At 49.1% G+C, this 26545-nt stretch carries 26 protein-coding genes; 24 read left to right on the plus strand and 2 right to left on the minus strand.

From position 1 onward, the window contains the following. A partial coding sequence (locus BM082_RS07155) for a transposase domain-containing protein (protein ID WP_208862519.1) occupies positions 1-217 on the minus strand: 217 nt, incomplete at its 3' end. A 137-nt stretch (positions 218-354) separates the two neighbouring features. Then, positions 355-2457, minus strand: coding sequence for a tetratricopeptide repeat protein (locus BM082_RS07160; RefSeq protein ID WP_074926188.1), 2103 nt, complete (start codon positions 2455-2457; stop codon positions 355-357). A gap of 463 nt (positions 2458-2920) precedes the next feature. On the opposite strand from BM082_RS07160, the gene BM082_RS07165 reads away from it, so the two are divergent. From BM082_RS07165 to flhB, 24 genes are all read left to right on the plus strand, one after another. Then, positions 2921-4063, plus strand: a complete 1143-nt coding sequence (locus BM082_RS07165; protein ID WP_017009352.1) for a flagellin — start codon at positions 2921-2923, stop codon at positions 4061-4063. 440 nt (positions 4064-4503) lie between these two features. Continuing rightward, positions 4504-5637: a flagellin gene (locus BM082_RS07175; RefSeq protein WP_017014212.1), complete on the plus strand. Its 1134-nt coding sequence runs from the start codon at positions 4504-4506 to the stop codon at positions 5635-5637. 68 nt (positions 5638-5705) lie between these two features. Further along, a complete protein-coding gene (locus BM082_RS07180; RefSeq protein ID WP_017009354.1) occupies positions 5706-6128 on the plus strand; it encodes a flagellar protein FlaG in 423 nt (140 codons plus the stop codon). Positions 6129-6144: 16 nt separating this feature from the next. Further along, the gene (fliD, locus tag BM082_RS07185; protein ID WP_017009355.1) at positions 6145-7512 is read left to right on the plus strand and encodes a flagellar filament capping protein FliD; all 1368 of its coding nucleotides are present in this window, start codon (positions 6145-6147) and stop codon (positions 7510-7512) included. Positions 7513-7523: 11 nt separating this feature from the next. Beyond that, the gene (locus BM082_RS07190; RefSeq protein ID WP_017014211.1) at positions 7524-7817 is read left to right on the plus strand and encodes a hypothetical protein; all 294 of its coding nucleotides are present in this window, start codon (positions 7524-7526) and stop codon (positions 7815-7817) included. 12 nt (positions 7818-7829) lie between these two features. After that, entirely contained in the window at positions 7830-8234 is a 405-nt protein-coding gene (gene fliS, locus BM082_RS07195) for a flagellar export chaperone FliS (RefSeq protein WP_017009357.1), read from the plus strand. Positions 8235-8408: 174 nt separating this feature from the next. Continuing rightward, positions 8409-9884, plus strand: coding sequence for a sigma-54 dependent transcriptional regulator (locus BM082_RS07200; RefSeq protein ID WP_017009358.1), 1476 nt, complete (start codon positions 8409-8411; stop codon positions 9882-9884). Positions 9885-10046: 162 nt separating this feature from the next. Next, positions 10047-11096 (plus strand): sensor histidine kinase, encoded by a 1050-nt coding sequence (locus tag BM082_RS07205; RefSeq protein ID WP_017014210.1) that lies wholly within the window; start codon positions 10047-10049, stop codon positions 11094-11096. After that, entirely contained in the window at positions 11093-12574 is a 1482-nt protein-coding gene (locus BM082_RS07210; protein ID WP_017014209.1) for a sigma-54-dependent transcriptional regulator, read from the plus strand. Before BM082_RS07205 ends, BM082_RS07210 begins: the two co-directional genes overlap by 4 nt. A gap of 126 nt (positions 12575-12700) precedes the next feature. Then, complete coding sequence (gene fliE / locus BM082_RS07215) at positions 12701-13012, plus strand: flagellar hook-basal body complex protein FliE (protein ID WP_017009362.1); 312 nt, start codon at positions 12701-12703, stop codon at positions 13010-13012. 15 nt (positions 13013-13027) lie between these two features. Beyond that, on the plus strand, positions 13028-14791 hold the full coding sequence (fliF, locus tag BM082_RS07220; protein ID WP_017009363.1) for a flagellar basal-body MS-ring/collar protein FliF: 1764 nt from the start codon (positions 13028-13030) through the stop codon (positions 14789-14791). Then, positions 14775-15824 carry a flagellar motor switch protein FliG gene (gene fliG, locus BM082_RS07225; protein ID WP_017009364.1) on the plus strand — a complete coding sequence of 350 codons (1050 nt, stop codon included), beginning with the start codon at positions 14775-14777 and terminating at the stop codon, positions 15822-15824. The genes fliF and fliG overlap by 17 nt, the downstream gene beginning before the upstream one ends. Before the next feature lie 64 nt (positions 15825-15888). Beyond that, complete coding sequence (gene fliH / locus BM082_RS07230) at positions 15889-16995, plus strand: flagellar assembly protein FliH (RefSeq protein ID WP_074926193.1); 1107 nt, start codon at positions 15889-15891, stop codon at positions 16993-16995. Beyond that, positions 16979-18298: a flagellar protein export ATPase FliI gene (gene fliI, locus BM082_RS07235; RefSeq protein ID WP_074926198.1), complete on the plus strand. Its 1320-nt coding sequence runs from the start codon at positions 16979-16981 to the stop codon at positions 18296-18298. The genes fliH and fliI overlap by 17 nt, the downstream gene beginning before the upstream one ends. Before the next feature lie 7 nt (positions 18299-18305). Beyond that, positions 18306-18755, plus strand: coding sequence for a flagellar export protein FliJ (fliJ, locus tag BM082_RS07240; RefSeq protein ID WP_017009367.1), 450 nt, complete (start codon positions 18306-18308; stop codon positions 18753-18755). Positions 18756-18845: 90 nt separating this feature from the next. Next, positions 18846-20789 (plus strand): flagellar hook-length control protein FliK, encoded by a 1944-nt coding sequence (locus BM082_RS07245; RefSeq protein ID WP_074926202.1) that lies wholly within the window; start codon positions 18846-18848, stop codon positions 20787-20789. Between the two features lie 71 nt (positions 20790-20860). Continuing rightward, positions 20861-21364 (plus strand): flagellar basal body-associated protein FliL, encoded by a 504-nt coding sequence (fliL, locus tag BM082_RS07250; RefSeq protein ID WP_017009369.1) that lies wholly within the window; start codon positions 20861-20863, stop codon positions 21362-21364. Between the two features lie 7 nt (positions 21365-21371). Then, positions 21372-22430, plus strand: coding sequence for a flagellar motor switch protein FliM (fliM, locus tag BM082_RS07255; RefSeq protein ID WP_017009370.1), 1059 nt, complete (start codon positions 21372-21374; stop codon positions 22428-22430). A 24-nt stretch (positions 22431-22454) separates the two neighbouring features. Beyond that, a complete protein-coding gene (gene fliN / locus BM082_RS07260) occupies positions 22455-22844 on the plus strand; it encodes a flagellar motor switch protein FliN (RefSeq protein ID WP_017009371.1) in 390 nt (129 codons plus the stop codon). A gap of 177 nt (positions 22845-23021) precedes the next feature. Continuing rightward, complete coding sequence (fliO, locus tag BM082_RS07265; RefSeq protein ID WP_017009372.1) at positions 23022-23453, plus strand: flagellar biosynthetic protein FliO; 432 nt, start codon at positions 23022-23024, stop codon at positions 23451-23453. Then, positions 23443-24285: a flagellar type III secretion system pore protein FliP gene (fliP, locus tag BM082_RS07270; protein ID WP_074926207.1), complete on the plus strand. Its 843-nt coding sequence runs from the start codon at positions 23443-23445 to the stop codon at positions 24283-24285. Before fliO ends, fliP begins: the two co-directional genes overlap by 11 nt. 9 nt (positions 24286-24294) lie before the next feature. Then, on the plus strand, positions 24295-24564 hold the full coding sequence (fliQ, locus tag BM082_RS07275; protein WP_017009374.1) for a flagellar biosynthesis protein FliQ: 270 nt from the start codon (positions 24295-24297) through the stop codon (positions 24562-24564). Between the two features lie 13 nt (positions 24565-24577). Then, on the plus strand, positions 24578-25375 hold the full coding sequence (fliR, locus tag BM082_RS07280) for a flagellar biosynthetic protein FliR (RefSeq protein WP_017009375.1): 798 nt from the start codon (positions 24578-24580) through the stop codon (positions 25373-25375). Beyond that, positions 25375-26508, plus strand: a complete 1134-nt coding sequence (gene flhB / locus BM082_RS07285) for a flagellar biosynthesis protein FlhB (RefSeq protein ID WP_017009376.1) — start codon at positions 25375-25377, stop codon at positions 26506-26508. Before fliR ends, flhB begins: the two co-directional genes overlap by 1 nt. The last annotated feature ends 37 nt before the right edge of the window (positions 26509-26545 follow it).

Here is a 26545-nt window from a genome sequence, read left to right on the forward strand (position 1 = left end):
GAGAGACCACCTTACTCATCGATAGATGCCGATAAAGTGACATTCCCACGACGCTCCACACCATCAGTTCCATGGGGAGCCTACGCTTTCGAATCGTCGTGACGCCTGTGTCTTCAAGGCATTGATTAATGAGAGCGGGGCACAGGAGATCTGATAGGCCATTGAGTTGGTCAGCAGAAAATTGGTGTATTCGGTCGAGGGCTTGTCTTAAGAACATAAAAAAATCCGAGTGTAGAAATACACTCGGATTTTGCCAGCCTCTCAGGATCGTTCAACCGATCATTTTTTGCTTAACTGATCGGCATTACAGCAGATGCTGACCTTTTTTTGTTTTTGTTGCTGAATGAAGGCTGATTATTTCAAACGTGCCTGAACGTGTTTCGCCATGGAGGTTAGCAATGGGTATTTGTCTTCAAGCATGGGCGGGTAGAAATAGCCGTACTCGTTCTCGCAATAGATGTCAGCGGGTTCGTCAAAGCGAGATTCAGTCGTACCGGCAAAGAATACGTGACAAGGCGTGCCGACTGCGGTTGTTAAACGGTGCACGGCGGTACCTGCGGTGATCACTGCATCTAAACCTGCGATAACGGCAGCAGTTCCATCGAAATCATCACGCAAATTTAACCCTTCAAGCTGCACCACTTGAACGCCTGAGATCTTGTGGATCTTCTTCAGTTCTTTACTGCATTCGCCGTATTGAAGGTTGATGAAGACTGCATTGGGGAATTGCTTCAACAAATACGCCACTTCTTCAGCGACCAAGTAATGCATGTTACGTGTTGCTGCTGCCAAACCACTTCGCCAACACAATCCAATCAGCTGTGCGTCAGGGTTGCTCGCGCGGATGTCATCTAAACGCGGTTGCCATTGTTGCTTCAATGTATCCGGTGTTTTGACATAGCCAGATTGGAAAACGTGTCGACCGTGCTGTTCAAAACACAGTGCCGCCAAGCTTCCGCCAGGGATCCAACTGGTGATGTCAGCCAGGACCTCCTGTGGCAACGTGATGTCTGTGTTGTCTGTGCGTTTCACTGGCACCATGATGGCGTCTGGGAAGGCGTTACTGAGCACGCTCTCAAGGCGAGGGTCGCAGGCCACGTAAGCTTTCTGACAGTTGTCCAAAACCAATTGCAGGTTGTGGAAGTAGAGAATTTCATCCCCCACACCTTGTTCTGGCATCACCAGCACGATGTCGTCTTTAGGGCGGTTCAAATTCCATTGTGGCAATTCGCCTTTGTAACGTAGGCGGCGACCGCAAGTAATACCGAGTTCATTGGCTTGATAATACTTATCCCACTCTTCGAGTGTGCGGTACACGAAGCTCACGTTAAAGCCCGCATCAATGTCATTCGGGAAGCGTGTTAAATATTCTTCGAGTAATTGTTTGGATTTTTTTGCTTCCCCTTTGTACCAAAGTACTTCGGCGAGGTAAGTAGACAGGCGCTCTTTGTTTCCTTCATTGGCCATTTCTGACGCGCGTTCAATGTGCTTTTGGCACTCAATAATGGCTGATGGCGTGAAATTGTGTCGGGTTCTTAACAAGTTAAAACTGGCGGTTGCAAGGCGATAGCGTAAATCCGCGTCTTTACCGTGTTGCTTGATGCCTTCTATTGCTGCGCGATAGGCCTCTACCCAGTTTTGTTCTTTTTCATAACTCTGCACGAGAAGGCGGCAAAGAATTGAATCTTCCGGCCAGCGTTTGATACCAGCAAGACACAATTTACGCGCAGAGGTGAATTGCTCAAGTTTGATATCACAGTGACTTAGAAGAACGACCACGTCTTTTTCTGGTGCGTGTTCGCTGTAGGCGCGCATCAAAAACTGACGCGCCAAACCAATGTTATCTGCGGCCAACTCCAACCTTGCCAGTCCAACCAATGCAGGGATTAAATCCCCGGCCACACTGATCAATGCTTGGAAAAGCTGTTTGGCTTGTTCTGTGTTGCCAGATGCCAACATTTGTTCAGCAAGCTCAAGAGTTTGGCTGACTTCATCGTTCATGGTTGATGATTTTTGCTGTTGAAGTGATGCCACTTCTTTTGCCGCGCGACGACTTTCACCGCGTTGACCGATCGTCGCGGTGAGTTGTTGCCGCATGGCAAGCAGTTCTTCATGGTCAGGTAACACACCCAACAGGCTATCAACGATTTCCAGTGCGTCTTTATTCATGCTTTGTTGTGCCAGAATATTGGCTTTATCAAACAAGAGTGAGGCGTTTCCTGGCTCAACGAGCAGTGCGCGATCCAGTTTATTTATTGCCTCTTGCCACAAGCCGTCCTCCACATCGAGCACGGATAAGACTTGCAGCACAGGGGCGTTGTCAGGAGCAACACCTAGGATCTGCTCAAAGACTTGTCTCGCCTCTTTTTTCTTTTCGTGTTGATACAGGAAAACACCATGCTCGAATGCTTGTTCAATCGACATGGTGCCATCGTTGGTTTGGGAGGTGTCGGTCATATCTGATCCATCTATTTTGCATCTGCAGTAAGCGGGTGGCATTAAAGAAAATGCAGCAAATACCGTGCCTATTGCCTATAACTAATAATAATGTGTCGCTATTGAGTGATTTGTTTTATAAAAAGAGACATTGAGCTCATTCATGGTATCGCTTTTTTGATCTGTAAAGCAGAGTTAAAGAAGGGAGGACGCACAGAGGATATGAATTGCCGTTCTTATATGTGAAAGTGGTTAAACTTTTGCCGCTTTCGGCCGATACCCTCGAGGTTTTGTTTTTAAGCTTTTGAAAGTAATGACTTTCCTAAAGTTGGCACACAACTTGAATAGATATGGGCATGTCGGTATCAATACTGTTTGGTACCATCCCTAATAACGAACTGAAGCTGGCCCCGCTAAGCAATCGGACTAACGTGTCGCGGGTAGGCTGTTTCGCAAGAATACGCGAAAGTCAAAGGAGAGCAAAATGGGTGTAACAGTTAACACCAACGTGTCTGCGATGACTGCGCAGCGTTACCTGAACAAATCGACCAATGAACTTAATACGTCGATGGAACGCTTGTCGTCTGGTAGTCGAATCAACAGCGCAAAAGATGACGCTGCGGGTCTGCAGATCTCGAATCGACTCATTTCCCAAACCCGCGGCTTAGATGTCGCTATGCGAAATGCGAACGATGGTATCTCTATCGCGCAGACTGCGGAAGGTGCGATGCAGGAATCGACCAACATACTGCAACGTATGCGTGATCTGTCTCTGCAATCCGCTAACGGTGCAAACGGCAGTTCTGAGCGTATCGCGATTCAAGAAGAAGTGTCGGCGTTGCAAGACGAACTTAACCGTATTGCTGAAACGACAGCATTCGGTGGTCGTCGATTGCTTAACGGTTCTTTTGGCGAGGCAGCATTCCAAATCGGTGCTGATTCTGGTGAAGCCGTTATTATGGGGTTAAGCAGCATCCGTGCTGATGATTACCGCATGGGTGGTACAGAGTTTGTTGCGGCAAATCCCAAGTCTGCGGGCTGGGAAGTGTCGGCGGGCGCTGCGTCACTGACGATGGACTTCGTCACGAAAGACGGCAAAACCGTTAGTCTGGATATCGCGACGAAAGTAGGCGATGACATTGAAGAGATTGCAACCTACATTAACGGTCAATCTGATGAGATGGTGACCGCATCGGTTGATGAAAATGGCCAACTGCAAATCTTCGTTGCAGAAGAGAAGCTGGCAGGTAATGTGACCTTTGGTGGCACATTGGCCGCATCACTTGGCATGGCAACGGGTGCAGGCTCGGCAGTGACATCGAAAGACATCGATGTGAGCACTGTGGGTGGCGCTCAGATGGGCGTGGGCATTATCGATTCGGCAATGCAATACATCGACAGCCAACGTGCTGACCTGGGTGCGAAGCAAAACCGCTTGAGCCACACCATCAGTAACTTGTCGAACATTCAAGAGAATGTGTCTGCATCTAACAGTCGTATTCGCGATACTGATTTTGCAAAAGAAACGACCGAACTTACGAAAGGTCAAATCCTTCAGCAAGCAAGTACCTCGATCCTGGCGCAGGCCAAGCAGATGCCACAAGCAGCACTCAACCTGCTTCAATAACGGCATACCCAACGTTTATGAAAAGCGGCAATCACTTGCCGCTTTTTTTGTGCCTGTTGAAACTGCACTACGACTTTTCCCCCTCGCTCTCTCCCGTCATATTTATGAGCTGATTTCCAGCCATAGTTCGTCGTTTTTGTACCTTTAAATACCACTTCCTCTTTGGCTTTCTATCTCTGTATGCCTTGCTGCTCTCGCCTATCATATTGTTTTTATGTGGAAAAAAATTCATCACTAAAGTTTTCTCTATTGAGGGCGAAAACCTTGTTAGCACCATGATTTTACGACCATTGATCAGCATTACTTGGGTGTAAAAAAAACGGAAAAAAAAGTGTAAAGGTTTTTCCAACGGTGCCGTTACATGGTTTGTAAGAGATTTAGAACTGGTTTTCCCTAGATAGCTGGGCGGAAGCCGGACTTAGTACTAAAGGAGAATAGTTATGGCTATTACAGTAAACACTAACGTGCCTGCAATGACCGCTCAGCGTTATTTGAACAGTTCAACAGACTCGCTGAACGCATCAATGGAGCGTTTGTCTTCAGGTTACCGCATCAACAGTGCAAAAGATGACGCAGCAGGTCTGCAAATCTCTAACCGTTTGATTTCACAGAGCCGTGGTCTTGACGTTGCAGTACGTAATGCCAACGACGGTATCTCAATGGCACAAACTGCTGAAGGTGCGATGGAAGAATCCACCAACATCCTGCAGCGTATGCGTGACCTATCGCTACAATCAGCTAACGGTGCGAACGGCACTGAAGAGCGTAAAGCGATTCAAGAAGAAGTTGTTGCACTGCAAGACGAACTTAACCGTATCGCAGAAACAACGTCATTCGGTGGTGCGAAACTACTGAACGGTACTTACGGAACGAAATCATTCCAAGTAGGTGCTGACGCTGGTGAAGCGGTCATGATGGAATTCAAAAACATCCGTGCTGATGAAGCATTGATGGGTGGTAGCACCTTTACGTCTACTGCTGGTGTTTCAATGGCAGATTGGACCGCTACTGGCGGTGCATCGCTAAACATGACTATCGTTGACGCTGACGGCGTATCTTCAACGATTAACGTTTCAGCAAAAGCTGGCGACGACGTTGAAGAAGTTGCGACTTACATCAACGGTCAAGCTGACAGCAAAGTCAGTGCATCTGTGACTGAAAACGGTGAACTACAAATCGTTGCCGCTTCAGGTTCTGATGTGACGTTTGCTGGCGCACTAGCAACGTCTCTAGGCATGGCGGGTGCAACCAAAGTTGCTGAAACCGTGAAAGATGTTGATGTGAGCTCCGTAGGTGGCGCACAGAAAGCTGTGGGCCTTGTGGATAACGCGATGCAGTACATCGACTCACACCGTGCTGAGTTGGGTGCGAAGCAAAACCGCTTGAGCCACACCATTGCTAACTTGGACAACGTTAACGAGAACGTTAGTGCTTCTAACAGCCGTATCCGTGACGTTGACTTCGCAAAAGAGACTACGCAGTTTACGAAATCTCAAATCCTGCAGCAGTCTGGTACGTCTATACTTGCTCAAGCGAAGCAGGCACCATCGGCAGCACTGAGCCTGTTAGGATAATAGAGATGTAGCCAGAATGACGGTGAGATTATCGCTCGCCGTCATACGCTAACAGGAGGTGAACAGCAATGGACCTATCATCCGTTTCCACGTCATCCCTGTCTCATGTGACTCCACAGTCAGGCACGAAAGTTGCTAGCAGTAATCAATCTGTGGGGGGGACTCAACCCGAAATCACACACCAACAACAGATGGCAGAGAATGCTGAAAAGCTTCAAAAGCGCCGAGTAGAGCAAGTTAACCAACTCGCTGACACTCGTAAACTTCAGCAGGAACAGCTTGAAACGTTGGTCGACCGACTGGATGAGTTTGTGTCTACCTTTAATAAGGGCTTGTCATTTCGACTCGATGAGGACTCTGGAAAAAGTATTGTCACTGTTTATGAAATGAGTAGCGGCGATATCATTAGACAGATTCCTGAGAAAGAAATGTTAGAGCTAGCTCAACAACTGTCCCTTCATGCGAGGGGGCTAGTTGAAGAAAAGGTATAACCGAGGTGAGTAAAATATGGGTTTGAGCGCAGCCGGTCTCGGCAGTGGCATGGACATTAATTCCATGGTCAGCAAAATAGTTGATGCTGAACGTGCGCCCAAACAGGAGCGCATCGTTAAGCGCATGAATGATGTTGAAACTAACATCAGCGCTTACGGTAGACTCAAAGACTCTCTCGATACGATGAAAGGCTTGATGTATGACTTTCGCCGTAACAATACCTTTGCAGCAAGGAGCACGGCTTCCGATAACCCGGAAGCCGTCTCTGCGTCTGCAGACCATCTGGCTGTTACCGGTGTGTATTCCATCGATGTTCAACAGCTTGCTCAATCCCACAAATTGGTGTCAGGCGGCTTAGACGCAGATAGCGACTTCGGCGCCGGACAATTGGTTATCAGCCTCGGTGGACGTTCAACCACCATAGATATCGCCCAAAACAGCAGCGAGCTGCTGGATATCGTTCGTACCATTAACAGTCATCCTTCTAACCCTGGCGTAAAAGCCTCGGTGATTAACGATGACAGTGGTGCGCGTTTGATTCTTGGGGGAGACAAAACCGGCGCTGACAATCAAATCGCTGTTACGGTAAATGCGCCGCTCACAAGCCCGCTGCAGGACTTGGCGTATAACCCAACCAGTGACTTCAACGCCATGAACGAAATGCAAGCATCAAAAGATGCACGCATTTTGATTGATGGTCTGGCATCTGTTTCTAGTGCAACCAATTCCTTCACTGACGCTATTCGTGGCGTAAGCCTCGATGTTTCTCAAGTTACCACGCCCGAAGAGGGGCCAGTAACGGTCAATGTTGATGAAGACCGTGATGCGGTGAAAGCCTCGCTAGAAAAATTCGTCGATGCCTACAACGCGTTTTATCAAGTCACCAAAGCACTGTCTAAGTACGATCCTGAAACACAGCAAGGTGGACCTCTGGTTGGCGACAGCGTGATTCGCTCCGCCACCAGTCAAATGCGCAGTCTATTCTCTACGCCCATTGAAGGCGCACCAGACTCCATTCGAACACTCAGTGAATTAGGGCTCTCTACCACCATGGATGGCCGCTTAGAAATCAACAACAGCATGTTAGATAAGCAGCTGTCGCAAAATTTCTCTGCGTTAGAAGGCTTCTTTGGTGGCAATGATGGTTTTGCTAAAAAAGTGGAAGATACGATCCATTCTTTCACGGGTATCACTGGCACGATTCGTAACCGCGAAAACAGCCTCGGTGATCAAAGAACACGTTTACAAGATGAGCAGCAAACCCTCGATCGTCGCATGAATGATCTCGAAGGCCGGACGTTGAAGCAATTCTCTACGATGGATAATGCCATGGCAGAGATGCAATCTCAGCTATCCGCTATGATGAATATTATGCCTTCATAAGGTATGCATGAATGTCTCCTCTCTTGTTGAAGTTAGAACGTATCGATAGACATTTACTGGCTGTGCTGACAGCAGATGCGGTTGACGCAGATGAAATGGCACAGTTATTGAATGAAAGAAAACATTGTTTGAACGACATTGCGATGTTGCCGGAACCTCCGGAAAAAGAGGCTTGGTCAACTGCCGTAGGCAGAACCCAGCAAATAATGACATTGATAAAAGAACATCGTGATAGTGCTGCTGCCCAAGCAAGTCGATTTATCAAAGGGCGTAAGTCAGTACAACTTTACAAAAAATTCGAGTAGGTGAGGAATGTTATGAGAGGGTCACTTCAGGCCTACAAGAAAGTCTCTGTAGACAGCCAACTAAGCGCGGCATCACCACACAAAGTGATCCAGATGTTGATGGCGGGGGCTATTGAACGTTTGATTCAGGGCAAAGCGGCAATGCTGCAGGGCGACATTGCTGTGAAGGGAGAACGTCTAGGCAAAGCCTTGGATATCGTTATTAGTCTTCGAACATGCTTGTCAATGGATGAGGGTGGCGAGATTGCATCCAACCTCGATGCATTGTATGACTTCATGATCCGTCAAATTTCCGAAGCGAACCGCGATAATTTGGACGCACCTATTGATGATGTCATCGATATTTTGCGCGAAATTAAATCAGCTTGGGATCAAATTCCCGCCGAATATCACAATATCACCCAAGCAGGCGCATAAAACGCACCTACTTTCACTACAATCTTAAATGTCTTGGTACTGGAGTCACAGCTTTGCTGTGTCTCCAGTTGCCTTATATCAAGCAACAATTACAATAGCTGGATTATTCTGTTGTTGCCGTTACTATATGCGCGCTGACAATAAAGATGGTTTTGGGGCAGATATATCTCACACATGCAAGGTTTAGCGAAGATACTTGTTATCGAGGATGATGAAAAATTTCGTCACGATTTAGGCGTTATCTTGGAGTTTATTGGTGAGCAATACCTGCTATGTTCAACCACTGAGCTCAACGAGATGCATTGGAAGCAAGCCGAGGGAGCTTGTTTTCTTGGTAATATTCACTCTCCCCAACGTTTGTCACAGGTTCTAGAAAACCTGGCTATCAATAACCACATTCCGGTTATTGCGCTTTCGAAACATAAGACTGAATTATCAGGGCTTGCTAACTTTGTTGGCGAGCTGGAATTGCCGTTGAACTATCCACAACTGGCTGATGCATTGCGTCATTGCCAAGAGTTCTTGGGCAAAAACTCAATCAACATCCCGCAACTTAGCCGCAAGAACACCTTGTTCCGCAGCATGGTCGGGCGCAGTGACGCCATCAGCGATGTTCGTCACTTGATTGAGCAAGTTGCAGGTACAGAAGCCAGTGTGTTGATTCTTGGTGAATCGGGCACGGGCAAAGAAGTCGTCGCACGTAACATCCATTACCATTCAAACCGTGGTAAGGGACCTTTCGTGCCGGTGAACTGTGGGGCTATTCCTCCCGAGTTGCTTGAAAGCGAGCTTTTCGGTCATGAGAAAGGGGCATTCACAGGCGCAATTTCGGCAAGAAAAGGGCGTTTTGAGCTCGCAGAAGGTGGCACGCTGTTCCTCGATGAAATCGGAGACATGCCGCAGCCTATGCAGGTTAAGTTGTTGCGCGTGCTGCAAGAGCGAAACTTCGAACGTGTGGGTGGTAATAAGACCATACAGGCAAATGTACGCGTGGTTGCAGCAACACACCGCAACCTCGACACCATGATCCAAGAAGGTTCGTTCCGCGAAGATTTGTTCTATCGCTTAAATGTTTTCCCAATTGAAATGCCTGCACTTCGAGAGCGCATTGAAGACATTCCCCTTCTTATCCAAGAGCTGATGGCGCGCTTGGAAGCAGAAGGCGGAAACATGGTCCACTTAACACCACGTGCGATCACCTCGCTAATGGAACACGAGTGGCCGGGTAATGTCCGTGAATTGGCGAACTTGATCGAACGGTTGGTCATTCTTCATCCTTCGCAAATGGTCGACGTGAACCGTCTTCCTAAGAAATACCGTTATAGCGACATTCCTGAGTTCCAGCCTGAAATGCATTGTTCATTTGAGGACAATGAAGAGCTCGAACGTGATGCGCTAAGTGCGGTATTCGCGATGGACGATCTCGATGATGAAGAGCAACCTGGGTTCGGCCCACAACCCTCTGGGCTTCCGCCAGAAGGGGTAGACCTAAAAGCCATGCTGGCAGACTTGGAAGTCGACATGATTCGACAAGCCTTAGAAGCACAGATGGGCATCGTTGCGCGCGCTGCTGATATGCTCGGTATGCGTCGTACAACCTTGGTCGAGAAAATGCGTAAATATGGACTGAATAAAGAAGGCATTGTCTAAGCATTAATCAGTCTGTTGGCGATAAAAAAAACGAAGTCATTTTTTTGACTTCGTTTTTTTATAACCAAACGCATAACATCTTGAAATGTATTGATTAATAATTGGCACATATTCTGCTTAGTGACACTCAGCGTCAGAAAAACGAGCTGAATGTATAGGATTATGGTAGCCAAAGACTCGCCACTCGGAACCGTGGATCAACAGGTTCTCCGTTACAAACAAGTCCTCGATGTAATGCCTGCTGGCGTTATCTTGCTCGACCCCTATGGCCGTGTCGCCGAAGCGAACCCAGAAGCGCGTCGCTTGTTGGGAGAGCCTCTCGATCAAGTGCGTTGGGTGGATGTGATTAACCGTGCTTTCTCACCTCGAGAAGATGACGGTCACGAAGTGTCATTGCGCGATGGTCGCCGCGTTAAATTAGCGATTTCCGCGTCCGATTCTGGCCAACTTATTCTGATCACTGACATGACTGAAACACGTTTGTTGCAGTCGCGATTCAGCGATCTTCAACGTTTATCATCGCTCGGTAAGATGGTGGCATCGTTAGCTCACCAAGTACGAACGCCGCTCTCGAGCGCATTGCTTTACGCTGCAAACCTTGCCGCGCCAAACATCAATGAACCTACCCGCAAGCGCTTCCAAACCAAATTGGTCGACAGACTGCATGACCTTGAAAAGCAGGTGAATGATATGCTGCTGTTCGCCAAAGGTGGGGACAACAAAGTGGTGAACTTGTTCACGATCGAGAGCTTGTTGAACGAATTTGAGCCCATGGTAGAAGCCCTTGTCAGCAGCCAAGATATCGATTTTGAAATTAACTGTGACGACGAATCTTTAGCGCTGTTGGGGAACGTTAATGCGTTGGCAAGTGCGCTTTCTAATTTGGTCGTGAATGCGATTCAAGTGGCGGGCAAAGGCAGCAAAGTGGTTGTCGATGCGCGCGCAGTCAATGAACAACTGTTTTTATCCGTGGCCGATAACGGCCCCGGTATTCCTGAAGAACTTCAAAGCAAAATACTCGAACCATTTTTCACAACGCGTCAACAAGGCACAGGTCTTGGTCTTGCCGTTGTTCAGATGGTCTGCCATGCCCACAAGGGAAGGCTGACCCTGCAATCACAACCGGGCCAAGGCACCTGCTTTACGCTCTGCCTACCATTGGCAGAAAATAGCGATGCTGAGGAGCACGCGGCATCAGGAGAAACACAATGAACCAGAGCAAAGTACTGATTGTTGAAGATGATGCGGGCTTGCGTGAAGCCCTCGTTGATACCCTTGCGTTAGCGGGTTATCAGTGGCTAGAGGCAGAAAGTGCCGAGCAAGCCTTGTTACTGCTGAAAAACGAGCAGGTTGATATCGTTGTGTCTGACGTACAAATGGCAGGTATGGATGGGCTTGGGCTGTTACGCAGCTTGAAAGTGAACTACCCCAAACTGCCTGTATTGTTGATGACGGCTTACGCCAACATTCAAGATGCGGTTTCAGCGATGAAAGAAGGCGCGATTGATTACATGGCAAAGCCCTTCGCACCAGAAGTCTTACTCAACATGATCAGCCGTTATGCGCCAGTGAAAGCTGACACCAGCGACGCCGTGGTTGCTGACCCGAAAAGTTTGGCGCTGCTTGCGTTGGCGGACAAAGTCGCCAAAACCGATGCGAACGTGATGATCCTTGGCCCGAGTGGTTCGGGTAAAGAAGTCATGTCTCGCCATATTCATCGCCAATCCCAACGTGCTGACGGTCCTTTTGTGGCGATCAACTGTGCGGCCATTCCGGAAAACATGTTGGAAGCCACCTTGTTTGGTTACGAGAAAGGCGCGTTTACCGGTGCTGTTCAAGCGTGTCCGGGGAAATTTGAACAGGCGCAGGGCGGAACCATATTGCTGGATGAAATCAGCGAAATGGATTTATCCCTTCAAGCTAAGTTGTTACGTGTTCTTCAAGAACGCGAAGTTGAGCGTTTAGGCAGCCGTAAGAGCATAAAACTGGATGTGCGCGTGTTGGCTACCAGTAACCGCGATCTGCGCAAATACGTGGAAGAAGGATGTTTCCGAGAAGATTTATATTATCGCCTCAATGTGTTCCCAATTTCTTGGTTACCGCTATGTGATCGCCAAGGTGACATCATTCCATTGGCAGAACATTTGTTACAACGCCATTGCTGCAAAATGGGTGAAGCCGTGCCTCACCTGCAACCTCAAGCCACCGAGAAACTTCTTTCTTACCGCTGGCCGGGCAATGTACGTGAATTAGACAACGTCATGCAGCGTGCGCTGATCCTGTGTGAACAGGGGCAGATTCAAGCGTCAGATATCTTGCTGGAAGGCATTGATTGGCAAGACGCCGGTAGCCTACAGAATCTGGTTTCAGTATCCAGCGTAGCGACGCCATCGCTATACACGAACGCCAAGCATCATGCACCGACATCTTCGCAAAATACCGCCATGCCTGACGATGTTCCGTCCGCACACATCAGTGATTCGGATAACGGTGTCACCAGCGCATCAAGTGCGATGCCAGAGAGCTTAGGGGGTGAACTTCGTGAACAAGAATTCGCCATTATCCTAGACACCATTCGCGCTTGTGAGGGGCGTAGGAAAGAAGTGGCTGAACGATTGGGCATCAGCCCAAGAACCTTGAGATACAAATTGGCCAAAATGCGCGATGCTGGCATCGATATTCCCCAGTAAATCGATGATTTTTGGCGATAGTCTGCGATATAATTACTGGCTTGATAATTGCATATTTGTTAACCATAGCGTCTTGAAAGCCTTGTAAGGCATGATTTGCCAAAGTTTTGACAGTGAGGATGACCAATGAAAATTACCCCAATGCAGCATGAAATGCAGACCATGGCATTAGAAGCACAAAATGTCGGTCGTAACGCGACGGGTCAACAGGTCGGCCAAGATTTTGGTGAACTACTGTCATCCGCAATTCAGACGGTAAATGGAATTCAAAAAACATCAGGAGATCTTGCAACACGTTTCGACCAAGGTGACCGCAGTGTCAGCTTGTCAGACGTTATGATTGCGAGAAACAAATCTAGCGTCGCATTTGAAGCGACGGTACAGACGCGCAACAAGTTAGTTGAAGCGTACAAAGAACTGATGAACATGCCTGTTTAATGTAGGAAATGAACTGTGGCGGACGATAACAACAACACTCAAATTGCAGTATCAGACGGTGCGGGAGCGCTGCCTGTTGCTGGGGATTCGAGTTCGTTGCATGACCCTGACATGATGGAGCGTGATGTCACGCCATCATCAGGTGTGCTCGGTGGGGCAGATGTTGCCCGCCAACTTATTCTTGTCGCTGCTGTCGCTATCTGTGTTGCTTTGATCGCATTGCTGTTTGTGTGGGTTCAAGAACCAGAAATGCGCCCACTCGGTACGTATGAAACCGAAGAGCTAATCCCTATTCTCGACCACCTTGATGCGCAAAAAACCGAATACCAACTTGAAGGCAACACCGTTCGTGTGCCTGTTAAAGAATATTCGACGATCAGACTGAACCTCAGCCGTGCTGGGTTGAATGCACCGCGAGAAGCGGGCGATGACATTCTGCTGAATGACATGGGCTTTGGTGTGTCGCAGCAGCTAGAGCGTGAGCGTTTAAAGCTGAGTCGAGAGCGTCAACTTGCCGCAGCCATCGAAAAAATCCGCAGTGTAAGCAAAGCGCGCGTGTTATTGGCCATGCCAAAACAAAGCGTGTTTGTTCGCCACAATCAAGAAGCAACAGCCACCGTTTTCCTCACCGTGCGCGGCACGACCATGCTCGGCCAAGAGGAAGTGGACTCGATTGTTGATATGGTGGCTTCTGCTGTCCCAAGCTTGAAACCGTCACGTGTGACCGTGACCGACCAACATGGTCGCTTGCTCAGTTCTGGCAGCGAAGATGCCATGGCGTCTCAGCGCCGCAAAGAGTACGAGCTAGAGCGTAAGCAAGAAGCTGCGCTGCAAGATAAAATTAATTCCATTCTTATTCCGGTTCTTGGCTTGGGTAACTTTACCTCGCAAGTCGATGTCACCATGGATTTCAGTGCGGTGGAGGAAACGCGTAAACGTTTCGACCCATCAACGCCATCAACACGCAGCGAATACACGCGAGAAAATTACAACAACAGTGATCTTGTTGCGGGGATCCCAGGTGCGTTAAGCAACCAGCCTCCTGCAAATGCCGCGATTCCAGAAGATGTACAAGATTTGAAAAACGGTGGGTTGGGCGACAAGGGCACACTCAACCGTGAAGCGACGCGTAACTATGAGTTGGATACCACCATTAGCCACCGCCGAGCGCAAACGGGGGTCGTGTCACGTCAAACCGTATCCGTTGCTATCGATTACCTCGAAAACGTGAATGTGGAATCCGGCGAAACGGTACGTGTTCCGGTTGGTGATGCTGAGCTTGAGAAAATTCGTCGCCTTTTAATTGGTGGTGTTGGCTATTCCGATGTACGTGGTGACGTGCTCGAAGTTATTTCTGTACCGTTTGTTGTGCCAGAAGTCGAAGCTTTGGGTGATGTGCCTATTTACGAACACCCTAACTTTAACGATTGGGTTCGTTGGTTAGCCGCTTCACTTGTGTTCATCGTGGTGATTTTTGCACTGATTCGCCCTGCGTTGTCGAAACTGCTTAATCCACACAAAGACGAAGACAGCATGTTGGGTCCGAATGGCGAAATGCTTGGCCCTGATGGATTGCCGCTCAGCCCTGATGATGACATTGGTTTGATCGGTTCCGATTTAGATGGTTCTGGCAACTTCTCAATGGGGTCTTCGAACCTCAACTTGCCAGACTTACATAAAGATGAAGACTTGCTGAAAGCAGTCCGCGCCTTGGTTGCAAATGAACCAGACCTTGCAGCACAAGTCGTGAAAAGTTGGGTGAATGACGGCGATGGCTAAAGAAGATAGAGAAGACGGCAAGTCTGACTTTGATGTATCAACCCTATCGGGTTTTGATAAAGCGGCGATTTTGCTGCTGAGTTTGACCGAACAAGATGCGGCGGCAATCATCCGTCACCTTGAGCCAAAGCAGGTTCAAAAAGTCGGTGGTGCAATGACCATGATGACTGATTTGAACCAGGACAAAGTGAATGCCGTCCACCGTACATTCTTAGAAGAAATTCAACAGTTCACGGCCATTGGTATGGGCAGTGAAGATTTCGTCCGTAATGCGCTTGTTGCTGCATTGGGTGAAGACAAAGCAACGAACCTTGTTGACCAAATTTTGTTGGGCAGTGGTTCGAAGGGCCTCGATTCCCTCAAATGGATGGACCCACGCCAAGTGGCATCCATCATCATCAACGAGCACCCTCAGATTCAAACCATTGTTTTGTCTTATTTAGAGCCAGAGCAATCAGCAGAGATTTTGACACAGTTTGCAGAGCGTGATGCGCTCGACTTGGTGATGCGTATTGCTAACCTTGAAGAGGTTCAACCTGCGGCACTTCATGAACTTAACGAAATCATGGAGAAACAATTTGCGGGCCAAGCGGGTGCACAAGCTGCGAAGATTGGTGGCCTGAAAGCTGCTGCCGATATCATGAACTACATGGACAACGCACTCGAATCTGCATTGATGGAACAAATCGAGCAGAACGACGAAGAGATGGCATCGCAAATTCAGGATCTTATGTTCGTCTTCGACAACCTTGCCGAAGTGGACGATCGTGGTATTCAGGCTATCCTCAAAGACGTTCCGCAAGAGGCTCTTCAAAAAGCCCTCAAGGGGGCAGAAGAAGGTCTTCGCGAGAAGATTTTCCGCAACATGTCGAAGCGTGCAGCGGAAATGCTGCAAGACGATTTGGAAGCCATGGGCCCCATTCGCGTTGCCGATGTGGAAGCGGCACAGAAAGAAATCCTGTCTGTTGCACGTCGTTTGTCCGATGCTGGCGAAATCATGCTCAGCAGTGGCGGCGCGGACGAGTTCTTGTAATCATGAAAATGTCCGCTTTGCCCTCAGAAAACATGATGTCTTCGCAATCGCGTAAGGTTGTAGCATGAGCTTCGATCGTCGCCGTGGTTACATCCGTTCAACGGAACAGGAAGAAGGTGTTTTAGAACGCTGGTCTATTCCGAATTACGATCCTAACGCGGCTTTGCCGAAAGAAACCGCACTTAATTACGACCCAGGTTGGGAACCGTCTGATATCGAGGAAGAGCCAGAAGAGCCTGAAATCGATTTCAAAATGCTCACGCCCGATGCGCTTGAGCAAATCCGCCATTCTGCTTACGAAGAAGGTATGGAAGAAGGGCGCGATGCGGGGTTCACTGAAGGTCGTGACGCAGGGTTTGAAGAAGGCAAAACGGCAGGGTTTGATGCTGGCAAAGAGGAAGGCTTTCAAGAAGGTTTAACCGAAGGTCAGCAACTGATCGAAAACCGCTGTCAGTATCTTGACGCTATTATCGAAAAACTCGCCTTTCCTTTGACGCAGGTAGATCATCACGTTCATCAACAAGTCATGGACATGGTAATTCAACTGACGAAAGCTGTGATTCAAACCGAGGTGTTGACCAACCCTCAAGTGATTCTCAACACTTTGCGTGAAGCGGTTGCGGCGTTACCTATGGCTGGGCGACAAATTGCCATCTATCTGCATCCAGAAGACATGGATGTGGTGACCGAAGCGCATTCAGCAGAATCACTGCAAGACCGCCAGTGGAAGTTGTTCTCTGAGCCTTCATTTAACCGCGGTGATATTCAAGTGGCATGCGGCGATTCCGTGGTCGACTACCGCATGGACGATCGCATCAAGCAACTGTTAACGCGCTTTGCCGGTCAAAACCTCACGAGTGAGCCTGAATTGCCAGAAGATGGCGCGGGCGCAGATGTGCTTCGCAATGTGGATATCAGCGATATTCCTGCAGAAGAAAGCCAGTCTGAACCAGAGCCACAGCAAGAGATTCAAGCAGCGGATCAGCAAACAGATAGCGAGGCACATCTTGAACCAGTAGAAAGTGACAGTGACAAAGAAGCCGTAAATATGGCTGAGCAAACGGATGCTGCATCAGGCGAAGAGGTCGCACCTCAAGATCTGCATTCAACCAACGAAACTGACACATCGCCTGTAGACGACGCGGGAGACGAAGATGATCAGCCTGTCTGAACGCCTAAATAGCCTTAAATTTGAAAACCTTGCTACACGCCCGGTTGCATCCGGCAAGCTTGTGCGCGTGGTTGGGTTAACCCTAGAAGCCATTGGTTGTCGCGCCTCGATTGGCAGTTTGTGCAGTGTGGAAACATTGCATGGCAGCATTGAAGCAGAAGTGGTTGGCTTTTCCGGTGACACGCTTTATCTCATGCCAAGCGAGCAAATCTCTGGCGTCTTGCCCGGTGCGCGCGTCACGCCAATCTCAGAAGAGCAAGGGATTCCTGTTGGCCTTGAATTACTGGGCCGTGTGATTGACGGCGTCGGCAACCCTCTTGATGGCTTGGGGGATATTTTCACCGGCCAAACAGCGCCCTTTGTCCCTGCTACCATCAACCCACTCGCAAGAAAGCCCATAGATACGCCCCTTGATGTGGGCATTAAAGCCATTAATGGTTTGCTGACCGTGGGCAAAGGCCAGCGTATTGGCTTGTTCGCGGGTTCCGGTGTCGGTAAATCGGTGACCTTGGGCATGATGACCCGAGGCACGACGGCGCAAGTGGTTGTCGTTGGCTTGATTGGTGAACGTGGACGCGAAGTTAAAGAATTCATTGATGAAATCCTCGGCAAAGAGGGGCGTGAGCGTTCTGTCGTGATCGCAGCACCGGCCGATGCCTCCCCTTTGATGCGTTTGAAAGGCTGTCAAACGGCACTCACCATTGCAGAGTATTTCCGAGACCAAGGTTTAGATGTTTTATTGCTGATGGACTCACTGACGCGCTTTGCCCAAGCACAGCGTGAAATAGCGTTGTCAGTGGGTGAACCGCCAGCGACCAAAGGTTATCCGCCTTCGGTATTTGCCAAGCTACCGGCATTGGTTGAACGTGCGGGTAACGGCAGTGACGGACAAGGCTCTATCACCGCGTTCTTTACCGTATTGACGGAAGGTGATGACCTTCAAGACCCGATCGCGGATGCCGCGCGTGCAATATTAGACGGTCACATTGTTCTTTCTCGCGAAATGGCAGACGCTGGGCATTATCCTGCGATCGATGTGGAACGCTCAGTGAGCCGTGTGATGCCAAATATCGTTAATGATGAGCACATGTTGATGTCTCGCGCTGTGCGGCAAATTCTGTCCGTTTGTCGGAAAAATCAGGATCTTGTGTCTATTGGTGCGTATAAACCGGGCACGGATCAGGGCATCGATCAGGCATTCACGTTGAAGCCACGCCTTGATGGCTATCTTCAGCAAGGCATGAAAGACGTGGTGCCGTACGACATGTGCGTCAACATGTTGCGCTCAACGCTGCAGGGGTAAATAGAATATGTCTGATAACGCCATGACCCTGTTACTAGAACAAGCGAAAGGCCTGGAACATAAAGCCCAACTCGCGTTGGTTTCAGCGCAACAAGAGCTGCAAGGTTACTACGTTCAGCTTGAACAGATAGAGCGCTATCGCTTGGATTACTTTCGTCAAATGTCTGAACGCGGCAAGGAAGGTTTGAGTGCTAGCAGCTATGGCCACCTCAACCGTTTTATCGTTCAACTTGATGAAACGTTGGCAAAACAGCGCCAAGCGGCAATCGACTTTGAAGACAATGTCGAACGTTGCCAAGAGCACTGGCAACAATGTCGACAAAAAACGCGATCCCTCGAATGGCTCATAGAAAAACGCCAGAAAGAAGCAAAAATGCGGGCTGAAAGACAAGAACAAAAACAGATGGACGAGTTTGCTACACTGAGTTTTGCCCGACAACAACGCAATTCCTACTAGCTTGGCCTGATAATTGCTTCAAACTTTGTAACGATTCGCCAGCAGCAGTATGACTGGTAAAACCGATAAAGTATCCGAAGCGGAATCATTATGAATCAAACCAGTTTCTTACTTTCCGATGTGTCATCTAAAAAAGCGCTAATCGGCGAGACGAAAGGCGTACTGTCGCCTGAAACCTCTAGCGCAGATGGCGAAGGCTTCTTTGCACAGCTTGCTCAACTTGTCTCTGGTGACGGAGAAGGCGCCGTGGAAGTCTCTGCGGAGACCCTCGTATCCGGTGAAGCGATGGCGAGTGAAGAGGCCATTTCTGATGCGCTGCTTAAGAGTGTGGCAGCGTCAGGTGAAGGCGAAGAAGTATTACTGGACAGTGAGTTACCTGAGCTTCAACAGCTTGACGGTGAAAACGTAGCGTCTGATGGCGTCAACGTGACAGACCTCGACTCCGAAAGCCAAGACGCGCTTTTGGCTCAAACCGTAAAACAAGGTGGCGGTGATACCGTTCAACCTGAAAGACAACATCTCGCGAAGCAAGACGGTGAAGCCTTGCTGCAGCGCTTGAATGAAGCCAATGCAGTTCTTCAACCTGCTGAGCAGCCTGTTCTGCTTAGCGACGAAAAAATGGCGTTGCAAAGTGATGCTGCCCCTATCGTTGCTGGCAAAGAGTTGCCGTTGACACAGAGTGACGATCTACACGCTGCCATTAATGTGAATGCAGGGACACCTGACAATCCGGACACTGAGAAAGTCATGCTTGCCCAGCAGCATGTTGATGCCGTTTCAGAAAAGTTGGGCGTTGCTCCTGAAACCCTAAAAACACTGTCTGATGCGGAACTTGTCGGTCTGTTGAAAAAAGCACAATCAACGTCTCCAGATGAAGCCATCACTGAAGATGCGCTCGCGTTGGCTGTTGCCATTCAGCGCAGTGGTGTGAAGCCAGAAGAATTGATGTCTGATGCACCCAAGATGACGCGACGTATCGTGGCGCAAGATGCATCAGAAAGTGATAACGCTGCACGTATTCCAACATTGGCATCAGCAGCAGCGTTGAATGCTATGCAACCCCAAGCCTCTTTGGTGGAGGGGGAAGTAACACCCGAGATGCTTGCTAAAGCAGGGGTTAACCCTGAATGGCAAGGCAAACCAGTGCAAGAAGCCATGATGCGAATGCAACAAGCCGCTCAAATTGTTGCACCCACGATGGCAGAGGGTGATGCACAAGCCACGCTCAATGATATGGCGGCACGAGGTCTAGCGCCACAAACCACCATGAATCAAACGGCTTCCGCTGTCCAAGCCGCTGTAAACCCGCAAGCACAAGCATCGACACCATTGAGTGCATTTACTGCCATTCCGTGGACGCCTGCAAACATGCAAGCAGACCCTTCGCAGCCTCAATCAGTATCGAGTGGAGCACTTCTTGAGGCGACAGCCGCAAAGACATTGAGTGAGACGGGTAAAGCAGGCAAAGAGGTGAAAGCGGAGCACCTTGCACAACAGCTAGCATCGAGCTTGGGTAATCAAAGCTCGACGACAGCGGCCAAACTGGACAATGCCGTGGCACAAACCCCACTGCAGATGAGTCAAAACCAAGCCGAAGCGGCAAATGCCTTATCGGAACGCGTCAATATGATGCTGTCGAAAAACCTTAAACACGTTGATATTCGTCTTGATCCGCCAGAAATGGGTCGCATGCAAATTAAGCTATCGATGAATCAAGACCAAGCGACCGTGCAGTTCACTGTGGCAAATACACAGGCGAGAGACCTGGTAGAGCAATCTATGCCGCGCCTGCGTGAAATGTTGCAACAGCAAGGCTTGCAGCTCGCTCAGTCGTCTGTTCAACAGCAAGACGCGGGTGGACGACAGGCCTTTGCAGGCAACCAAGCACAAGGTAATGAACAAGGCGGACAGAGCGGTCAACAAGGTGGTCATCGCTCTGGACGGAATGATTTGGAACAAGACACAGATCTCAATGGCATAAATCGCGATGTTTATGTTAACGCGTCAAAAGATCGTGTTGACTATTATGCTTAATGTAGCATTCTTGCTCCGCATGTTTAGGGGATGAAACCCCGCAATGGATTGACTTAGGGCTGAGGTGAAATATGGCAGATGAAGATATCGAAGCAGGTGAAGGCGGCGGTGGTGGTAAAAAGAAACTTATCATCATTATTGTGGCGGCTTTACTGTTATTTGGTGGCGGCGGTGGTGCTGCATTCTTCCTCATGTCTGGTGGTGATAGCGCTTCTCAAGAAGACATCGTTATCGAAGAGCCTGAGCCAGTCAGCCTACAAGCGATTTACGTGACGTTACCGCAACCCTTTGTGTTTAACGTGACAGGTGACATGCAACAACGACTCGTACAGGTAAAAGTGCAGTTGATGGTGCGTGGTGATAGTAATGAAGTGATGGCGAAGCAGAATTTGCCATTGGTTGAACACAGCCTTTTGACCACGTTCGGGGCCGCAACCGTTGAGCAACTGCGTACGCCACAAGGGCAACTGGAAGTCCGAAAGCAAGCCGTCGATACCGTTCAAGCGGCGATGGAAAAAGTCACCGGCAAAACTGTGGTTGAGCGGGTGTTGTTTACTGGCTTTGTAATGCAATAGGTGCAATGTGACCGATCTTCTCAGTCAAGACGAAATTGATGCGCTTCTCCATGGTGTCGACGATACAGAAGAGGAAGAACCCGAATCGGGTGGTGGGGATCTCGCCTCCGCATCCAATTTCGATTTTTCTTCACAAGACCGTATCGTTCGTGGGCGAATGCCCACGCTGGAGCTAATTAACGAGCGATTCGCACGTCATATGCGTATTAGTTTGTTTAACATGCTGCGTAAAACGGCAGAAGTGTCTATCAACGGTGTACAAATGGTGAAATTTGGTGAATACCAAAACACCTTGTTTGTACCCACCAGTTTGAACATGGTTCGCTTCCGTCCGCTGAAAGGCACGGGGCTTGTCACCATGGAAGCGCGACTGGTCTTTATTTTGGTAGAGAACTTCTTCGGTGGTGATGGTCGTTTCCACGCCCGTATCGAGGGCCGTGAGTTTACGCCTACGGAACGTCGTGTTATTCAAATGCTGCTTAAGTTGATCTTTGAAGATTACAAAGATGCTTGGGCACCTGTCATGAAGGTGGAATTCGAGTATTTAGACTCTGAAGTTAACCCTGCCATGGCGAACATTGTGAGCCCGACGGAAGTGATCGTCGTGAGTTCATTCCACATCGAACTTGATGGCGGCGGTGGTGATTTCCACATCGTGATGCCGTATTCGATGGTTGAGCCTATTCGTGAATTGCTTGATGCGGGTATCCAAAGTGACAAGATGGATACTGACCTTCGTTGGTCAAAAGCCTTGCAAGACGAAGTGATGGATGTGGAAGTTGCGCTGACTGCGAAACTACTCGAAACCACGTTGTCATTGCGCGACATGATGGAATTGGAAGTGGGTGATGTCATTCCAGTGAAAATGCCAGATGCATGCACTGTGTTTGTTGAAGACTTACCGACATTCCGCGGCAAGATGGGTCAGTCGAATGACAACCTTGCGATCAAAATTACAGAAAAACTCAAGCGTCCTGAAGTACAGAAAAGCGATGTAGCTCAAATGGATGAAGAGGATCTGGCACTGGGGCTCCTAGACGATAACAGCGACGGTGCAAATAATTGATAACGACATGTGTGGTAGATAATCATGAGTGATGTAGAAGACGATTGGGCTGCAGCGCTTGCTGAACAAGCTGAAGTTGAAGGCGGTGATGACGTACAAACCGCACCCTTAGACGAGCTGGTGGATGAGGCGCCACCGATGAACGCTGATGAGCAGCGTAAACTCGATGCGATCCTCGATATTCCTGTCACCATTTCAATGGAAGTCGGTCGCACGAACATTAACATTCGTAACCTGCTGCAATTGAACCAAGGTTCAGTGGTAGAGCTTGATCGCCTTGCGGGTGAATCTCTTGATGTGTTGGTTAATGGCACATTGATTGCGCACGGCGAGGTGGTTGTTGTGAATGACAAGTTTGGTATTCGATTGACGGACGTTATCAGTCAAACAGAGCGTATTAAGAAACTGCGTTAATTCGAGTTTTCCTAACGACTAGCGCATTGCCACACACGTTTGTTCGTGCATTTTTAGCCATGCGCGAAGGTTCAAAGGGCGCCTCTGTTTAGAGGCGCTTTTTTTAGGCCTGAATCTTGCTTAATCCCTCTTTACGTCACGCATTTTATTCTTATCCAACTTTCAATGGACGTCACGATGGCACAGAAACGACTGGCAGTAGTTAGCGCATTGTTCGCGCCAACGGCATTCGCCGCGCCCACTTCAAGCGAGAGCTTGGCAACAACCCTTGCAGCGTTGCTCGCGGTCATTGGTTTGATCTTTGCGTTGGCGTGGTTGTTAAAACGTATGAAAGTGCCAGCGATCATGGGTGCAAAGCCTGGTTTGAAGGTGGTCAGTCAGCTTCCATTAGGGCAAAGAGAGCGTGTCATGGTGCTGGATGTGAATGGTGAACAGGTCTTGATTGGGGTGACGTCGCAGCAAATCACGCTGCTGAAATCGCTTGATACGCCGATGGGAAATGCAGAAGACAACACGAAAGCCACGAATGCTAGCCCTAAAACGTCTGACGCCAACAGCGCGTTTTCATCTCAACTCAACAAAATTTTGAAGAACAATGATGCGTCTTAAATTCGTCACCGCCATTTTTCTGGCGCTTTGCTGTTTTATTGTCACTCCGTTTGCATACGCAGAAGCGGAGCCTGCGCCGACACCGTCATCTGAAACGGTTACCGAAACCTTGCTGAATGACGCGGGTGAAGCGTCAATGATGCAAGCTAAAAATGGGGGAGGGGGAATTCCGGCTCTTACCATGACGGTGAACCCAGACGGCACTGAAGATTACTCCGTCACGTTGCAAATTCTCGCGCTAATGACGGCACTGGGTTTCTTACCCGCCATCGTGATTTTGATGACCTCCTTCACCCGTATCGTGGTGGTCATGTCGATTCTTCGTCAAGCCATGGGTTTGCAACAGACACCGTCAAACCAAGTCATTATCGGCATTTCGATGTTCTTGACGTTCTTTATCATGTCGCCCGTCATTGATCGAATGAATGTATCCGCGGTTCAACCGTACATGAATGAAGAGATTTCTTCTAAAGAGGCGTTTGAGCGCGTGCAGGTGCCGTTGCGTGAGTTCATGCTCAAACAAACGCGCGTGAAAGATCTCGAAACCTTCGTGAACATGTCAGGCTCTGATGCCACAGACCCAGAAACTGTGCCGATGTCGGTACTCATTCCTGCCTTCATCACGTCAGAGCTGAAAACCGCGTTCCAAATCGGCTTTATGTTGTTTTTGCCGTTCTTGATCATCGACTTGGTGGTGGCGTCTGTTCTGATGGCGATGGGTATGATGATGCTCTCGCCCATGATTGTATCTTTACCGTTTAAGCTCATGTTGTTTGTGTTGGTTGATGGGTGGAACCTCATCTTGTCGACCCTTGCTGGCAGTTTTGGGTAGGAGTCGGTTATGGCACCAGAAGCGTTTGTAGAGCTGTTTCAAGATGCGCTCTACCTGATTATCATCATGGTATGCGCCATCATTATTCCCGGTTTGCTGGTGGGTTTGATTGTTGCGGTTTTCCAAGCGGCGACCTCTATCAACGAACAAACTCTGAGTTTCTTGCCCCGCTTGATTGCCACCTTGCTCGCGCTGATGCTCTTTGGGCATTGGATGACCCGTATGCTCATGGAGTATTTCTTCCGTTTGATGGAAGAGATACCGCATTTGCTGTACTGACGAGCCTCACGGTATGGAATTCCCGGCAACTATCATCCTCGAGTGGTTAGCCCAGTTTTTTTGGCCGCTGACCCGTATCTCGTCGATGATGATGACAATGACATTTTTCGGCGCACGTTTCGTGCCCGTTCGCGTACGTTTGTACCTGTCACTTGCAATTACGTTTGCGGTAATGCCTTCTATTCCTCGCGTACCCGACACGGTTGAATTGGTGTCGCTCGGCGGTGTCATCATGCTGGCGCAACAGATTCTGATTGGCGTGGCGATGGGCACGGTAACGCAGTTCATCATCCAAACCTTCGTGTTACTAGGTCAGATTTTGGGTATGCAATCGAGCTTGGGTTTTGCCTCCATGGTTGACCCCGCCAATGGCCAGAATACGCCATTGCTTGGTCAGCTGTTTATGTTTGTCGCGACCATGATTTTTCTGGCGACTGACGGCCATTTGCAAATGCTTAACCTAGTGGTGATGAGTTTCAAAAGCCTCCCGATCGGTGAATCGCTGCAATCTGCAGATTTTCGGGCGATGGCCTCTTGGTTCGGCATCATGTTCAGTGTTGGCCTTGGTATGTCGTTGGCGGGGATCATCGCGTTGCTCACGGTTAACCTGTCCTTCGGTATCATGACGCGTGCTGCGCCTCAGCTAAATATCTTTTCTCTCGGTTTCTCCTTTGCGTTGCTGGTGGGTTTGTTGATTTGCTGGTATATCCTCAGTGGCATTTTGCCGCACTACTTGAACCACTGGGATACAGGCCTGAATACCATCTGTGACTTGATTCGTCTCGACTGCGCTAACGGCGGAGGTGCCTAATGGCAGAGAATGACGGTCAAGAACGCACAGAAGACGCCACACCCCGAAGGCGGGAGCAGGCGCGGGAGAAAGGTCAGGTTCCGCGCTCAAGAGAATTGGCATCGGTTGCAGTACTGGTGCTTGGTTCTGTCGCGCTGATGTGGTTCGGTGGTGGGCTGGGCGAAGCCTTGCTCGAAGTGATGCGTAAATTCTTCTCGTTAACGCGGGATGAGATTTTTGACGTCACCTCGCTGGGGAACATCATTTATGGCGCGATCTTCCATTTGGTGTTGCCACTCATGCTCATTTTGATGATGCTTTTTGTGGCGGGATTGGTGGGAGCTGCAGCCTTGGGTGGCGTATCCTTTTCGTGGGAAGCCGCGCGACCAAAACTATCGAAGATGAGTCCGCTTCAGGGCATCAAGCGCATGTTTGGTAAGCAGAGCATGGTAGAGCTTATCAAGTCGATACTGAAAGTCGCCTTGGTGTCTGGTGTGGCTTTCTACTTGATGTGGGCAAGCCTTGAAGATTTCTTCCAGCTCAACATCGAAACCTTCCCCGGAAACCTTTTTCATGCGCTCGATATTCTGTTGAACTTTGTGCTTCTGATCAGCTGCTCTTTGTTGGTCGTGGTGGCGATAGATGTGCCATTCCAAATTTGGCAGCACAATGATCAATTGAAAATGACCAAGCAAGAAATCAAAGATGAATACAAAGACACCGAAGGTAAGCCTGAAGTAAAAGGCCGTATTCGTATGCTCCAGCGTGAAATGGCGCAACGTCGAATGATGTCCGAAGTGCCTTCCGCTGACGTGGTCATCACCAACCCGGAACACTATTCCGTCGCACTACGCTATGACAGCAAGATAGACAAAGCCCCAGTTGTCGTGGCGAAAGGTTCCGATTTCCTCGCGTTAAAAATCCGAGAAATTGCAGCGGTAAACGACATTATGATTGTTCCCGCACCACCGCTTGCGCGTGCGGTTTACTACAGCACGGAGCTTGAGCAACAAATTCCCGACGGTTTGTTTGCTGCAATCGCCCAATTACTGGCATATGTTTTCCAATTGAAGCAATACAAGAAGGGGCGTGGACGTAAGCCTAAGCCGCTTGTAGAACAGCAAATGCCCATACCGACAGAATTACGTCGCTAATCGTTTAATAACTGCGCGGTTTTTGTAATAAACTGAT

Origin of the sequence: Enterovibrio norvegicus DSM 15893, assembly GCF_900115495.1 — a bacterium.
Classification (GTDB): domain Bacteria; phylum Pseudomonadota; class Gammaproteobacteria; order Enterobacterales; family Vibrionaceae; genus Enterovibrio; species Enterovibrio norvegicus.

What these genes read in the sequence shown, in the direction of transcription:
- BM082_RS07160 (WP_074926188.1), bottom strand. Translation starts at nt 2,457, where the DNA reads ATGACCGACACCTCCCAAACCAACGATGGCACCATGTCGATTGAACAA.
- BM082_RS07165 (WP_017009352.1), top strand. Translation starts at nt 2,921, where the DNA reads ATGGGTGTAACAGTTAACACCAACGTGTCTGCGATGACTGCGCAGCGT.
- BM082_RS07175 (WP_017014212.1), top strand. Translation starts at nt 4,504, where the DNA reads ATGGCTATTACAGTAAACACTAACGTGCCTGCAATGACCGCTCAGCGT.
- BM082_RS07180 (WP_017009354.1), top strand. Translation starts at nt 5,706, where the DNA reads ATGGACCTATCATCCGTTTCCACGTCATCCCTGTCTCATGTGACTCCA.
- fliD (WP_017009355.1), top strand. Translation starts at nt 6,145, where the DNA reads ATGGGTTTGAGCGCAGCCGGTCTCGGCAGTGGCATGGACATTAATTCC.
- BM082_RS07190 (WP_017014211.1), top strand. Translation starts at nt 7,524, where the DNA reads ATGTCTCCTCTCTTGTTGAAGTTAGAACGTATCGATAGACATTTACTG.
- fliS (WP_017009357.1), top strand. Translation starts at nt 7,830, where the DNA reads ATGAGAGGGTCACTTCAGGCCTACAAGAAAGTCTCTGTAGACAGCCAA.
- BM082_RS07200 (WP_017009358.1), top strand. Translation starts at nt 8,409, where the DNA reads ATGCAAGGTTTAGCGAAGATACTTGTTATCGAGGATGATGAAAAATTT.
- BM082_RS07205 (WP_017014210.1), top strand. Translation starts at nt 10,047, where the DNA reads ATGGTAGCCAAAGACTCGCCACTCGGAACCGTGGATCAACAGGTTCTC.
- BM082_RS07210 (WP_017014209.1), top strand. Translation starts at nt 11,093, where the DNA reads ATGAACCAGAGCAAAGTACTGATTGTTGAAGATGATGCGGGCTTGCGT.
- fliE (WP_017009362.1), top strand. Translation starts at nt 12,701, where the DNA reads ATGAAAATTACCCCAATGCAGCATGAAATGCAGACCATGGCATTAGAA.
- fliG (WP_017009364.1), top strand. Translation starts at nt 14,775, where the DNA reads ATGACGGCGATGGCTAAAGAAGATAGAGAAGACGGCAAGTCTGACTTT.
- fliH (WP_074926193.1), top strand. Translation starts at nt 15,889, where the DNA reads ATGAGCTTCGATCGTCGCCGTGGTTACATCCGTTCAACGGAACAGGAA.
- fliI (WP_074926198.1), top strand. Translation starts at nt 16,979, where the DNA reads ATGATCAGCCTGTCTGAACGCCTAAATAGCCTTAAATTTGAAAACCTT.
- fliJ (WP_017009367.1), top strand. Translation starts at nt 18,306, where the DNA reads ATGTCTGATAACGCCATGACCCTGTTACTAGAACAAGCGAAAGGCCTG.
- BM082_RS07245 (WP_074926202.1), top strand. Translation starts at nt 18,846, where the DNA reads ATGAATCAAACCAGTTTCTTACTTTCCGATGTGTCATCTAAAAAAGCG.
- fliL (WP_017009369.1), top strand. Translation starts at nt 20,861, where the DNA reads ATGGCAGATGAAGATATCGAAGCAGGTGAAGGCGGCGGTGGTGGTAAA.
- fliN (WP_017009371.1), top strand. Translation starts at nt 22,455, where the DNA reads ATGAGTGATGTAGAAGACGATTGGGCTGCAGCGCTTGCTGAACAAGCT.
- fliO (WP_017009372.1), top strand. Translation starts at nt 23,022, where the DNA reads ATGGCACAGAAACGACTGGCAGTAGTTAGCGCATTGTTCGCGCCAACG.
- fliP (WP_074926207.1), top strand. Translation starts at nt 23,443, where the DNA reads ATGCGTCTTAAATTCGTCACCGCCATTTTTCTGGCGCTTTGCTGTTTT.
- fliQ (WP_017009374.1), top strand. Translation starts at nt 24,295, where the DNA reads ATGGCACCAGAAGCGTTTGTAGAGCTGTTTCAAGATGCGCTCTACCTG.
- fliR (WP_017009375.1), top strand. Translation starts at nt 24,578, where the DNA reads ATGGAATTCCCGGCAACTATCATCCTCGAGTGGTTAGCCCAGTTTTTT.
- flhB (WP_017009376.1), top strand. Translation starts at nt 25,375, where the DNA reads ATGGCAGAGAATGACGGTCAAGAACGCACAGAAGACGCCACACCCCGA.